10 protein-coding genes and 1 pseudogene are annotated in these 12418 nt (G+C 72.0%); 2 read left to right on the top strand and 9 right to left on the bottom strand.

The window, feature by feature from the left end:
• From E5082_RS26550 to E5082_RS26540, 3 genes are all read right to left on the bottom strand, one after another.
• Positions 1 to 682 (bottom strand): chaplin (locus E5082_RS26550; RefSeq protein ID WP_135793790.1); only part of this gene is annotated, 682 nt, incomplete at its 3' end.
• A gap of 123 nt (positions 683 to 805) precedes the next feature.
• Entirely contained in the window at positions 806 to 1033 is a 228-nt protein-coding gene (locus E5082_RS26545) for a chaplin (RefSeq protein WP_135793770.1), read from the bottom strand.
• A gap of 272 nt (positions 1034 to 1305) precedes the next feature.
• Complete coding sequence (locus E5082_RS26540) at positions 1306 to 1716, bottom strand: rodlin (RefSeq protein ID WP_135793769.1); 411 nt, start codon at positions 1714 to 1716, stop codon at positions 1306 to 1308.
• Positions 1717 to 1899: 183 nt separating this feature from the next.
• Between E5082_RS26540 and E5082_RS26535 the strand changes: the two are divergent.
• Positions 1900 to 2178 (top strand): annotated as a pseudogene (locus E5082_RS26535) (rodlin); the annotation flags it as partial.
• Positions 2179 to 2402: 224 nt separating this feature from the next.
• A complete protein-coding gene (locus tag E5082_RS26530; RefSeq protein ID WP_135793768.1) occupies positions 2403 to 2810 on the top strand; it encodes a rodlin in 408 nt (135 codons plus the stop codon).
• A gap of 63 nt (positions 2811 to 2873) precedes the next feature.
• On the opposite strand, the gene E5082_RS26525 is transcribed toward E5082_RS26530, so the two are convergent.
• From E5082_RS26525 to iolB, 6 genes are all read right to left on the bottom strand, one after another.
• Positions 2874 to 3737: an ABC transporter permease gene (locus E5082_RS26525; RefSeq protein ID WP_135793767.1), complete on the bottom strand. Its 864-nt coding sequence runs from the start codon at positions 3735 to 3737 to the stop codon at positions 2874 to 2876.
• Positions 3734 to 6367, bottom strand: coding sequence for a CocE/NonD family hydrolase (locus E5082_RS26520; protein WP_135793766.1), 2634 nt, complete (start codon positions 6365 to 6367; stop codon positions 3734 to 3736). The genes E5082_RS26525 and E5082_RS26520 overlap by 4 nt, the downstream gene beginning before the upstream one ends.
• 128 nt (positions 6368 to 6495) lie before the next feature.
• Positions 6496 to 7896 (bottom strand): APC family permease, encoded by a 1401-nt coding sequence (locus E5082_RS26515; RefSeq protein ID WP_135793765.1) that lies wholly within the window; start codon positions 7894 to 7896, stop codon positions 6496 to 6498.
• 298 nt (positions 7897 to 8194) lie between these two features.
• Complete coding sequence (gene mmsA / locus E5082_RS26510; RefSeq protein ID WP_135793764.1) at positions 8195 to 9697, bottom strand: CoA-acylating methylmalonate-semialdehyde dehydrogenase; 1503 nt, start codon at positions 9695 to 9697, stop codon at positions 8195 to 8197.
• Positions 9698 to 9713: 16 nt separating this feature from the next.
• The gene (gene iolD, locus E5082_RS26505) at positions 9714 to 11591 is read right to left on the bottom strand and encodes a 3D-(3,5/4)-trihydroxycyclohexane-1,2-dione acylhydrolase (decyclizing) (RefSeq protein WP_135793763.1); all 1878 of its coding nucleotides are present in this window, start codon (positions 11589 to 11591) and stop codon (positions 9714 to 9716) included.
• Complete coding sequence (gene iolB, locus E5082_RS26500; RefSeq protein WP_135793762.1) at positions 11588 to 12412, bottom strand: 5-deoxy-glucuronate isomerase; 825 nt, start codon at positions 12410 to 12412, stop codon at positions 11588 to 11590. Before iolB ends, iolD begins: the two co-directional genes overlap by 4 nt.
• Positions 12413 to 12418 lie beyond the last annotated feature (6 nt).

The raw sequence follows: 12418 nt of genomic DNA, 5'->3' as shown, positions 1-12418 counted from the left end.
GAGTCGTCTCCACGTCATGCCCGTACGACGGCGGACGAGTCGTCTCCACGTCACGCCCGTAGGACGGCGGACGAGTCGTCTCCACGTCACGCCCGTACGACGGCGGACGAGTCGTCTCCACGTCATGCCCGTACGACGGCGGACGAGTCGTCTCCACGTCACGCCCGTACGACGGCGGACGAGTCGTCTCCACGTCACGCCCGTACGACGGCGGACGAGTCGTCTCCTTGTCGTGACCGTACGAGGCGGGCGCGGTGGTGACCGGGGTGCTCGGCTCGTCGTGGCCGTAGGACGGGGGCGGGGTGGTCTCGTCGTCCCCGTACGAGGCCGGCGGCTTGGTCTCCTCGGCGCCGTACGCGGGCGGGGTCTTGACCGGGGTGCTCGGTTCGTCGTCGTCACCGTAGGACGACGGCGCGGTGGTGCGGGGCGCCTTGGGGAGGGCGTCCTTGGCACAGGCGTTGCCGACGGCGGGGTTCAGCGCGGCCGCCACATCGACGGAGTGCCCGCAGACGTTGACCGGGACGTGCACCGGCACCTGAAGGGTGTTGCCGGACAGCGCGCCGGGAGAGCCCTGTGCGGCTCCGTGCGCTCCCGAATCGGCGAGCGCCTGACTGACGTACAAGGACAGCACACCTGTCGCGGCGGCGGCCACGACCATGCCCTTGCTCAGGGTCTGTCGCAATCTCGTGGTCTTCCTGCTCGAAGAAGTGGGAAGGCCGGCCCCGGAACGCAGATTCACATGGGATCAACGGTCCGGGGCCGGCCTGAACACAGCCGTGGGGGCTGGTGCCTTGCGTTATACGCGTCAGTCGTTGACGCAGGCGCTGCCGAACGCCGGGTCCAGCAGGCCGATCACGTCGACGGAGTCGCCACAGAGGTTGACCGGGATGTGGATCGGGACCTGGAGGTTGTTGCCGGACAGCACGCCCGGTGAACCGACCGCGGCGCCCTCGGCACCCGCGTCGGCGAAGGCGGGAGCCGCCCCACCCAGAGCCAGGATGGCGCCGGCGACGACAGCAGCGCTCTTCTTCATGGTCTTTCCCTTCTCTGCGGTCATGCCCTGTGACGGCCGAAACCGAGCGAGCACAACTTGAACGGCTCGCACCATGACCGGCAGGTTGTAGAACGAGGAATAGACGACGGAAGAAACTGTGGAACGGACATGGCCTGCCAATTCACTCGAACGCCCTCAAGGAATTGACAGCATGGAGCAGCCCGGAGGCCCAGTAGACGGACAGCGAAAACCGCCCGGCGCACGGGAAATCCGTGCCGCCGGGCGGTTTTCTCGAAGCGCTCGCGCCCGCGTCAGTCGTTGGCGACGCCGTTGCCCGCGAGGACGGAGACGTCGTCGACGAGGTGCGACAGCGGCTCGTCGTTCTTCGCCTGGGTGGAGTTCTCGGCGCACTGCTGGTTCTGCGGCGAGGACAGGACGGGGATGTCCTGGACGCCGACGTTGATCGCGGCCAGCACCGACTGGAGGTTCGCCTTGGCCGGCAGGCCGACGCAGAGCTTGTTCACGGAGCTCTGTACCAGCGTGGCCTGCGGGCTGAGGTCACCGTTGGTCACATTGTTACCGATCGCCTCGGTGGCGCCGTTGCCGCTGAACGACGTGGTGCCCGTGTCGTTGCCGATGGCAAGCGCCTGAGGGGCCGCCGCCGCCGACACACCCACGAAGGACGCGGCGACCGCCGCCGCGGCCATTGCCTTCTTCAGCATTTCGCTTTCCTTTCCTGGCTGCTCGCCAGATGCTTTCCTGGCTGCTCGCCAGACGGTCGTTCCTGCGGAGACATCAACCCGGGGGGCGCCGATTGGTTGCGGTAAGTCACCCGATCGGATCGGTTCCGGTGCACGGAGGAGACGGAATTCCCGCCGAGGCGCGCGGCCGTTTTCCCGCGCGCTCAGGCGTTCGGCAACTCCGCGACCTACGGCAACATGAGCCCGCAGCTGGCGCTCAACCAGGGCTCGCTCAACAAGCCCTGCATCGGCCTGCCCGCGAAGCTCAACGCCCAGTCCCTGATGGCTCTGCTCAACGTCGGCGTGCAGGACATCCCCGTCCTGTCCTCGCCGCAGAACCAGCAGTGCGTCGAGAACTCCACCCAGGCCAAGGGCGACGAGCCGCTGTCGCACATCCTGGACGACATCTCCGCGCTCTCCGGCAACGGCACCGGCAACAACTGACCCTCCGTACGCTCACGGACCCCGCGCGCGAGATCCGGCCCTCCGGGCCGCCGACACCTTCGGCGGCCCGTGGGTGTTTCCGGGGCGGTTGAGCTAGGGGGGCGTTTGTGCACTCATCGGACTGCGCTGCCCCGATAGGGTCAAAGACCGCAACCCCGGCGCCCGCTTCCCCGTTGACGATCACGCAGCTCCTCCCCGGAGTCCGCCTTTCGAAGGGAACCAACATGAAGAAGCTGTGGGCAACCGCGGCCGTCGCCGCCTCCGTCGCCGGTCTCGCGGGCGCGGCCGCCCCGCAGGCCCTGGCCATCGGTGACGACCACGGCACCACGTCGTTCAGCGGCAACGGCGCCTCTCAGGCGTTCGGCAACTCGGCCACCTACGGCAACATGAGCCCGCAGCTGGCTCTGGTGCAGGGGTCGCTGAACAAGCCCTGCATCGGCCTGCCGGCGAAGCTCAACGCCCAGTCCCTGGTGGCTCTGCTCAACGTCGGCGTGCAGGACATCCCCGTCCTGTCCTCGCCGCAGAACCAGCAGTGCGTCGAGAACTCGACCCAGGCCAAGGGCGACGAGCCGCTGTCGCACATCCTGGACGACATCTCCGCGCTGTCCGGCAACGGCACCGGCAACGGCTGATCGAGCCCCCCGCAGCGGCGGCCCACCGGTTCCGACCGGTGGGCCGCCCCCGTGTTTCCCGGGTCAGGACACGATGTCCTTGCGGCTGAAGCCCCGGAAGGCCAGGGCGAAGAGGACCAGGGCGTAGGTGACCGAGACCGAGGCGCCCTGGGCCATGCCGGCCCACTCGGCGTGCGGCTGGAGGAGGTCGGCCCAGGCGAACTGCCAGTGCGCGGGCAGGAAGTCCCGCCAGTGGCCGAGCGCGGTCACCGCGTCCAGCACGTTGCCGACGATGGTGAGCCCGACCGCACCGCCCACCGCGCCGAGCGGGGCGTCGGTCCGGGTGGAGAGCCAGAACGCGAGCCCGGCGGTGACCAGTTGCGAGGCGAAGAGGTACAGCACCACCACGGCCAGCCGCCCGACCGCCGTTCCCGCCTCCACCGACCCGCCGGTCGGCACGAGCAGCGGACCCCAGCCGTACGCGGCCGTGCCCACCGCGAGGGCCACCGTGGGCAGCAGGATCATCGCGGCCAGGCTCATGCCGAGCCCCACCACGAGCTTGGACCACAGCAGCCGGGCCCTGGGCACCGGCGCCGCCAGCAGATAGCGCAGCGAGGACCAGCCGGCCTCGGAGGCGACCGTGTCCCCGCAGAACAGGGCGACCGGGACGACCAGCAGGAAGCCGGCCGAGACGAAGAGGCTGACGGCGGCGAAGTTGGCGCCGGACGCGGTGGCCGTGTCCATCAGGGAGATCCGGCGCCCTCGCCCGGCCGGGTCACCGCCGATCGCGAACGCGGCCAGCAGGACCAGCGGCAGCGCGGCCAGGACGGCGCCCATGACCAGCGTGCGGCGCCGCCCGAGCTGGCGGACGAGCTCCACGCGTACGGGCAGGGTGCGCGAGGCGCGGTAGCCGGGTGCCGTCTCCGCGGTCTCGGTGAGCGTGCTCACGCGGAGCCTCCGATCAGGGTGAGGAAGGCGTCCTCCAGACGCCGGTGCGGGCCGACGGAGAGCACGGGCACCTCCAGCCGGACCAGGTCCACGACGAGTGCGCCCGCGGTGTTGCCGGGTTCGAGGCGGATCAGCAGGCCGTCCTCGGCCGGTACGGCGGAGGCGACGCCGTCCAGGGCGGCCACCTTGTCCACGACCGGGCCGGCGAGGGGGGTGCCGGTGCCGACCAGCAGGGTGTCGCCGGAGCCGACGATCTCCCGGACCGGGCCCGCCTGGACCAGCCGGCCCCGGTCCATGACCACCAGGTGGGTGCAGGACTGCTCGACCTCGGCCAGGAGGTGGCTGGAGACGATGACGGTGCGTCCGGCGGCCGCGTACCGGATCAGCACCTCGCGCATCTCGCGGATCTGCGGCGGGTCCAGGCCGTTGGTGGGCTCGTCCAGGATGAGCAGGTCGGGCAGGCCCAGCATGGCCTGGGCGATGGCCAGGCGCTGGCGCATGCCCTGGGAGTAGGTGCGTACCGCGCGGGCCAGGGCGTCGCCGAGGCCGGCGATCTCCAGGGCCTCCGCGAGGTGGGCGTCCTCGGGCGGGCGGCCGGTGGCCCGCCAGTACAGCTCCAGGTTCTCCCGGCCGGTGAGGTGGGGCAGGAAGCCGGCCCCCTCCACGAAGGCGCCGACGCGGGAGAGGACCGGGGCGCCGGGACGGACGGCGTGGCCGAAGACGCGGATTTCGCCGCCGTCGGGCCGGATCAGGCCCATCAGCATGCGCAGGGTGGTGGTCTTGCCCGCGCCGTTGGGCCCGAGCAGGCCGAGCACCTGGCCCTTCTCGACGCGGAAGGAGAGGTCGCGTACGGCGTACCCGTCCGACGACTTGGCGTAGCGCTTGCTCAAGTCGGTGATCACCAGCGGGACTTCGGCAAGTTCCGGATCGGGTGCGGGGGCTGAGGTGCGGCGGCGGGCGCTGAGGAGGAGGGCGAGGGCCGCTGCGGCGCCCGCGAGGGGGAGCCACCAGACCCAGGCGGGCAGCGGGGTGGCCGCGGTGGTGACGGCGGGGGCCGTGGGCACGCTCAACGGGCCCTTGAGGGAGACCGTGTAGGTCGCGGGGGCGGTGGGTGAGGCGTAGCCGAGGTCGGTGGCGGCGAGGACCAGGCGGAGGTGGTGGCCCTGCTGCACCTCGTGGTCGACGGGCGGGAGGGTGACGGTCACGTCCTTGCCCGCCTTGGCGCCGGTGATCCTGAGCGGGGTGACGAGCCGGCCGGGGAGCACCTGGCCGCCGCGGGGGCCGACGTCGTAGAGCTTGGCGAAGAGGACCGCGTCGGCGCTGGTGGACTTCACGTGGACGCGGGCGGTCGGGGTGCCGGTGATACGGAGGGCGGTGCGCTGGGGTGGCGCGTCGAACCTGGCGTACTGGCCGGGGAAGTCGAGGGAGACGCCGGTGCCGAGGGCGGAGAGCTGGGCGAGGCCGCCTCCGCCGAGGCCGGGCAGGGCGGAGACGGCGGGCGGGCTGGCGCCTGCCGGGTTGGCGACGCGCTGCTCGCGGCCGGTGAGGGGGATGGTGCGGGGGTCGCCGCGCAGGCCGGGGTAGGCGTCGGCGGTGGCGCCCCGGCTGCGGGTACTGCCGTCGGTGGAGTCGACGCCGCCGGTGCGGGTGACCCGGAAGGCGGGCCCGGTGCCGGCGGCCGGCTCGCCCTTGAGGTAGTGGTCGAACCAGTCCCGTACCCGCCCCTGTACCCGGCCGGTCTCCAGGTCTCCCCCGTCGTGGCCGCCCGCGATCCAGTCGACCTTGACGGGGGCGCCGTTGGCCCGGATCGCGCGCTCGGCGGCGTCGGACTGGGCGAGGGTGAACAGGGAGTCGGTCTGGCCCTGGAAGAGCAGAGTGGGGACCTTGATCCGGTCGGCGACGGCGGCGGGTGAGCGGCGCTGGAGCAGGGCGCGGGCGTCCGCGTCGGGGACGCCGGACTGGGCGACGCGCTGGTACATCGCGCACAGCGCGGGCTCGAACTGCCCGCAGCCGCCACCGGAGTTGAAGAAGACGCCGGTCCACAGCCGCTTGAACACACCGTTCGGGAACAGGGCGTCGGCGAGGTCCCAGTAGGTCACGGCGGGCGCGATGGCGTCGACGCGGGGGTCGTGTCCGGCCGCCAGCAGGGAGATCGCCCCGCCGTACGAGCCGCCCGCCATGCCGACGCGCGGGTCGCCGGGCTTGTCGAGGCGGACCTCGGGCCTCCTGGCCAGCCAGTCGACGAGGCGGGAGACGTCGGTGACCTCGTGCGCCGGGTCGTTGAGCCCGATCCTGCCCGTCGAGCGGCCGAAGCCCCGCGCGGACCAGGTGAGTACGGCGTACCCGTGCCCGGCGAGGTCCTCGGCCTGGGCGCGCAGGTCGTCCTTGCTGCCGCCGAAGCCGTGGGCCAGGAGGACGGCGGGGCGTCGGCCGCCGCCTCCGGAGGTGAAGTAGGAGGTGTCCACGCGGGTGCCGTCCGCCATGGTCAGGACCCGGTCGGTGCGGTGCGGGCGGGGCGGGTCGGACGCGGTCGCGGTCCACGTCCCGGTGGCGGCCAGCAGTACGGCGGCCCCCAGCGCGGCGGCGGCCCGCCGGGGCCTCTTCAGCAGCCGGGGCACTCGGAGATCCATGACCCAACGGTACGGGCCGCCCTCCCCGCCGGGCGGCCCCGCCGGGCTGAACCCCCGCCCCTCCTTCGGGAGTACGGGCCCGGGCGGGTGTACTGCGGGCGCGGTAGGGCGGTGTTTCCGCCGCGATGTCAGCCTCGGGCGTCCTCGGGGAGTGAGACCAGCCAGTGGGTGTCGCGGCGGGGCCGCAGGTACAGCGCCCAGTACAGGGTGGCGACGGCGGTGATCCCGCCGGTCCACAGCAGGTAGACGAGATCCTGCTGGACGAGGACGTAGCCGAGGACGGCGATGAGCAGCACGGGTACGGCCGGCCACAGCGGCATCCGCCAGGCGGGGGTGTGCCGGTGGCTGTCGCGGCGGCCCAGCAGGGCGGCGACCGCGACGAGCAGGTACATGGCGGTGACGGAGACCCCGGTGACGCCGTACAGGGTGTCCAGGTCGACGAAGCAGAGCAGCGCGCCGGGGATGCCGACGGTGAGGGTGGCGACCCAGGGCGAGCCGAACCGGCCGAGCCGGGAGAGCAGGCTGTTGACCGGGGTGGGCCACGCCTTGTCGCGGGCGGAGGCGAACAGGACGCGGGAGTTCTGGATGACCATCACGATGCCCGCGTTGACGATGGCGAGGGCGACGCAGAGGCTGACGAACGTACCGACGGCCGTGCTGGACCAGGCCGTCACCATCGCGCTGAGGTCGCCGCCGGTCAGTTCCTTCAGGTCGGTGGCGCCCATGGTGATGGCGGCGACCGGCACCAGGATGATCACGGTGGAGATGGCGAGGGTGGCGAGCACGGTACGGGCCACGTCCCGGCGCGGGTGCTCCAGTTCCTCGGAGAGGTAGACGGCGGTCGAGAAGCCCTGGGTGACGAAGAGGGCGATGGCGAGGCCGGAGACGACCAGTGCGGCGGTGACGGGGTCGATGCCACCGTGGGCTCCGGCCACCTCCATGGAGACCAGGCTCCCGGCGCCCCGGTGGGCGTGGGAGAAGCCGAGCACCGCGACGACGGCCGCCGCGATCACCTCCAGGACCAGGAAGACGCCGGTGATCCAGGCGTTGGCGCGCAGGTCGAGCAGTCCGGCGAGGGTGGCGAGCAGCATGACCCCGGCGCCGGTGAGGGCGGGGTCCAGGTGCACGAGGGGGGCTATGTAGTCGGCGGTGCCCATGGCGATGACGGGTGGAACGATCACGACGACCAGCAGCGACAGCACGAACACCAGCCAGCCCGCGAGGCGCCCGGCGAGGGTGGAGACCATGGCGTACTCGCCGCCCGCGCTGGGGATGAGGGTGCCCAGCTCGGCGTAGCAGAACGCCACGGCGATACAGAGCACGGAACCGATGGCGATGGTGAGCGCGGTCGCGGTGCCGAGGGTGCCGAAGAGGTCCGGGACGACCACGAAGAGGGTGGAGGCGGGCGTCACGCAGGAGAGCGTCAGCAGGGTGCCGCCTACGACGCCGATGGAACGCTTGAGTTTCCGCGGGCCGTCACCGGTCTCTGCGGCGTGGGCTGGCTCGGCGGGGCGGAGCGTGTCGGTCATGCGGCGTCCGATCGACTCGTGCGGTGAGGACTCGGGCGGGAGCGGTATCGCCTCCGGCGGCTCGCGGTGTGTCGTACGTCTCGCTCCCGGCGCTGCATGGAACACCGACGAAAACCACCACGTCAATGGGTGCCGGCCTACGAAATCCGCACCTCGGTGCCCCCCTGGACGACCGAAACAGCACCATCTAGCAAGCCCCCGCGCCTTCGTCACCCGTACGGGAACCGCAGGCCCTGGCCGAAAAAAGACGGGCCCGAAGCCGGCGAAAGCTGGCTTCGGGCCCGGATGTCCGCGCGGCTCAGTGGTTGCGGGGGAAGCCCAGGTCGACGCCTGCGGGGGCGTCGGAGGGGTCGGGCCAGCGGGTCGTGACGACCTTGCCCCGGGTGTAGAAGTGGGTGCCGTCGTTGCCGTAGATGTGGTGGTCGCCGAAGAGGGAGTCCTTCCAGCCGCCGAAGGAGTGGTAGCCGACGGGGACCGGGATGGGGACGTTGACGCCGACCATGCCGGCCTCGATCTCCAGCTGGAAGCGGCGGGCGGCGCCGCCGTCGCGGGTGAAGATGGCGGTGCCGTTGCCGTAGGGGGAGGCGTTGATGAGGGCGACGCCGTCCTCGTAGGTGTCCACGCGCAGCACGGACAGCACCGGGCCGAAGATCTCGTCCTGGTACGCCTTCGCGCTGGTCGGCACCTTGTCGAGCAGGGAGATGCCGATCCAGTGGCCCCCCTCGTGGCCCTCGACGGTGTATCCGGTGCCGTCGAGCACGACCTCGGCGCCCTCCTCGGCGGCGCCGGTGACGTATGAGGCCACCTTGTCCCGGTGGACCTTGGTGATCAGCGGGCCCATCTCCGAGGTGGGGTCGCTGCCGGGGCCGATCTTGATCTTCTCGGCGCGCTCGCGGATCTTCTGCACCAGCTCGTCGCCGATGGAGCCGACGGCGACGACCGCCGAGACGGCCATGCAGCGCTCGCCCGCCGAGCCGTAGGCGGCACTCACCGCCGCGTCCGCCGCCGCGTCGAGGTCGGCGTCGGGGAGCACCAGCATGTGGTTCTTGGCGCCTCCGAGGGCCTGGACGCGCTTGCCGTGGGCGGAGGCGGTGGTGTGGATGTAGCGGGCGATCGGGGTGGAGCCGACGAAGGACACCGCCTTCACGTCCGGGTGCTCCAGCAGCCGGTCCACGGCCACCTTGTCCCCGTGCACGACGTTGAAGACGCCGTCCGGCAGCCCGGCCTCGGCCAGCAGTTCCGCCAGCTTCAGAGCGGCCGACGGGTCCTTCTCCGACGGCTTCAGCACGAAGGTGTTGCCGCACGCGATGGCGAGGGGGAACATCCACATCGGCACCATCGCCGGGAAGTTGAACGGGGTGATGCCCGCGACCACGCCGAGCGGCTGCCGGATGGCGGCGACATCGACGCCGGTGGCGACCTGGGTGGACAGCTCGCCCTTGAGCTGGACGGTGATCCCGCAGGCCAGGTCCACGATCTCCAGGCCGCGCGCGACCTCGCCGAGCGCGTCGGAGTGCACCTTGCCGTGCTCGGCGGTGATCAGCGCGGCGATCTCGTCGCGGTGCCCGTCCAGCAGCGCGCGGAACTTGAAGAGGATGGAGGTGCGCTGGGCCAGCGAGGACTGTCCCCAGGCGGCGAAGGCGTCCTTCGCGGCGGCGACCGCCGCGTCCACCTCCTCGACGCCTGCGAAGGCGACCTTGGTGGTGACCTCGCCGGTCGCCGGGTCGGTGACCGGCCCGTACGTGCCCGACGCGCCCTCGGCGGTCTTGCCGCCGATCCAGTGGTTGACGATCTTCGTCATGTCCTCGGGCTCCTTGTCACAGATGGCGGCGGCGGGCCGGCAGATGCCGTTCGTACAGCTCGCGTGCCTTGACCGCGGACGGCCTGGTCGCGGTCTCGGCCACAGGAACATCCCACCAGGCCGCGGCGGCGGGCGCGCCCGACACACTGTCGGACGTTTCGGTCTCCACGTAGACACAAGTGGGGGTGTCGGCGGCGCGCGCCCCGGCGAGGGCCTCCCGCAGCTCAAAGACGGTCCGGGCGCGCAGCACCCGCATGCCGAGGCTGGCCGCGTTGGCCGCGAGGTCGACGGGGAGCGGCGGGCCGGTGAGGGTGCCGTCCCCGGCGGGATACCGGTAGGCCGTGCCGAAGCGCTCGGCGCCGACCGACTCGGACAGACCGCCGATGGACGCGTACCCGTGGTTCTGGATGAGCACCATCTTGATCGCGACGCCCTCCTGCACGGCGGTGACGATCTCGGTCGGCATCATCAGATACGTGCCGTCGCCGACCAGCGCCCAGACGTTCCGTTCGGGCGCGGCGAGCTTCACGCCGAGGGCGGCCGGGATCTCGTAGCCCATGCAGGAGTATCCGTACTCGAGGTGGTACTGGTCGCGGGCGCGGGTCCGCCAGAGCTTGTGCAGGTCGCCGGGGAGGGAACCGGCCGCATTGACGATGATGTCGCTCGCGTCCACCAGGGCGTCCAGCGCGCCGATCACCTGGGTCTGGGTCGGCACCGCGTCGGGGTCCTCGGCGGCGAAGCAGGCGTCGACGCGAGCCTCCCAGCGGGCCTTGCCCCCGGTGTAGCCGGCCACCAACGCCTCCGGCACCCGGTACCCGTGCATCCCCAGCGCCTCGGTCAGCTCGCCCAGCCCGCTGCGGGCGTCGGCGACCAGCGGCAGCCCGGCCAGCTTGTGGCCGTCGAAGGGCGCGATGTTGAGGTTGAGGAAGCGCACACCGGGGTCCTCGAAGAGGGTGCCGGAGGCGGTGGTGAAGTCGGTGTACCGGGTGCCGACCCCGATCACCAGGTCGGCCGCGCGGGCGAGTTCGCCGGCGGTGTGGGTGCCGGTGTGGCCGATGCCGCCCACGTCCTGGGGATGGTCGTAGGGCAGGGAGCCCTTGCCGGCCTGGGTGGAGGCGACGGGGATGCCGGTGGCGGCGGCGAACTCCGCGAGCGCGTCCTCGGCGCGGCTGTGGTGGACCCCGCCGCCCGCGACCACGAGGGGACGCCGGGCCTCCCTGATCACCCGTACCGCTTCGGCGAGTTCGGCCGGGTCGGCGCCGGGCCTGCGCACGGTCCACACCCGGTCGGCGAAGAACTCCTCGGGCCAGTCGTACGCCTCCACCTGCACGTCCTGCGGGAGGGCGAGGGTGACGGCGCCGGTGTCGACCGGGTCGGTGAGCACCCGTACGGCCGCGAGCGCGCTCGGGATCAGGGCCTCGGGGCGGGTGATCCGGTCGAAGTACCGGGACACCGGGCGCAGGGTGTCGTTCACCGACACATCGCCCGCGCAGGGGAGTTCGAGCTGCTGGAGGACGGGGTCGGCGGGGCGGGTGGCGAAGACGTCGCCGGGCAGCAGCAGGACGGGCAGGTGGTTGACGGTGGCGAGGGCGGCGCCGGTGACGAGGTTGGTGGCGCCGGGGCCGATGGAGGTGGTCACCGCGTGCGTGGAGAGCCGGTTCGACTGGCGGGCGTACCCGACGGCCGCGTGCACCATCGCCTGCTCGTTGCGGCCCTGGTGGTACGGCATCGACTCGCGGTGTTCCAGCAGGGCCTGGCCGAGTCCGGCGACGTTGCCGTGGCCGAAGATCCCCCAGGTGGCGCCGATGAGCCGCTGCCGTACGCCGTCGCGCTCGGTGTACTGGGCGGCGAGGAAGCGGACGAGCGCCTGCGCGACCGTGAGCCTGGTGGTCACCGGTAACCCCCTGTGTGGTCGGGGTGGAAGCTGATCCGCCACTCCCGGTCGGCGCCGGGGCCGGCCATCACGTTCAGGTAGTACATGGCGTGGCCCGGCTGGGCGATCGACGGGCCGTGCCAGCCGTCGGGTACGAGCACCGCGTCACCCGTGCGGACCTCGGCGAGCAGGTCGGCGCCGCCGGTACGGGAGGGGAAGACGCGCTGGTAGCCGAGGCCGCCGTCCTCGATCTCGAAGTAGTAGATCTCCTCCAGTTCGGACTCCTCCCCCGGCCGGTGCTCGTCGTGCTTGTGCGGCGGGTAGGACGACCAGTTGCCGCCGGGGGTGATGACCTCCACGGCGATGAGCCGGTCGCAGTCGAAGGTGTCGGCCGCGGCGAAGTTGCGCACCTGGCGGCCGCAGGTGCCGCTGCCGCGCTCTTCGACGGGGACCTCCGGCGCGGGGCCGTAGCGGGCGGGGAGTCGTCGCTCGCACTTCGCTCCTGCCAGGGCGAAGCGGCCTCCCGCGCCGGAGGCGATCTGGACCCGGCTGTCGCGGGGGGCGTACGCGAAGTCGGAGACTGCCGCGAACACGTTCTCCCGGCCCCGGATCTGAAACTCGTTCTCGTCCATTTGTACGGTACATGCACCCTGGAGGGGGAGCACGATCCATTCGGCGTCACCGGTGTCGAAGGTATGGGTGCCGCCCGCTTCCAGCTCCACGACGCGCAGACGGGTGTGGGCCCAACCCTGGAGCCGGCCCTCCTGATCCGGCCCGATGTCGAGCGCGTACGGGCCGCTCGCGGCCTCGCCGTGCGGCAGATGGAGTCGGGTGCTGGTCATGCGGGG

This window comes from Streptomyces griseoluteus (assembly GCF_004784465.1).
GTDB lineage: Bacteria > Actinomycetota > Actinomycetes > Streptomycetales > Streptomycetaceae > Streptomyces > Streptomyces griseoluteus.
This window is presented reverse-complemented; position numbering and strand designations above follow the sequence as displayed.

Coding starts and splice junctions, on each gene's coding strand:
- E5082_RS26545 (WP_135793770.1), bottom strand. CDS start 1,033: ATGAAGAAGAGCGCTGCTGTCGTCGCCGGCGCCATCCTGGCTCTGGGT.
- E5082_RS26540 (WP_135793769.1), bottom strand. CDS start 1,716: ATGCTGAAGAAGGCAATGGCCGCGGCGGCGGTCGCCGCGTCCTTCGTG.
- E5082_RS26530 (WP_135793768.1), top strand. CDS start 2,403: ATGAAGAAGCTGTGGGCAACCGCGGCCGTCGCCGCCTCCGTCGCCGGT.
- E5082_RS26520 (WP_135793766.1), bottom strand. CDS start 6,367: ATGGATCTCCGAGTGCCCCGGCTGCTGAAGAGGCCCCGGCGGGCCGCC.
- E5082_RS26515 (WP_135793765.1), bottom strand. CDS start 7,896: ATGACCGACACGCTCCGCCCCGCCGAGCCAGCCCACGCCGCAGAGACC.
- mmsA (WP_135793764.1), bottom strand. CDS start 9,697: ATGACGAAGATCGTCAACCACTGGATCGGCGGCAAGACCGCCGAGGGC.
- iolB (WP_135793762.1), bottom strand. CDS start 12,412: ATGACCAGCACCCGACTCCATCTGCCGCACGGCGAGGCCGCGAGCGGC.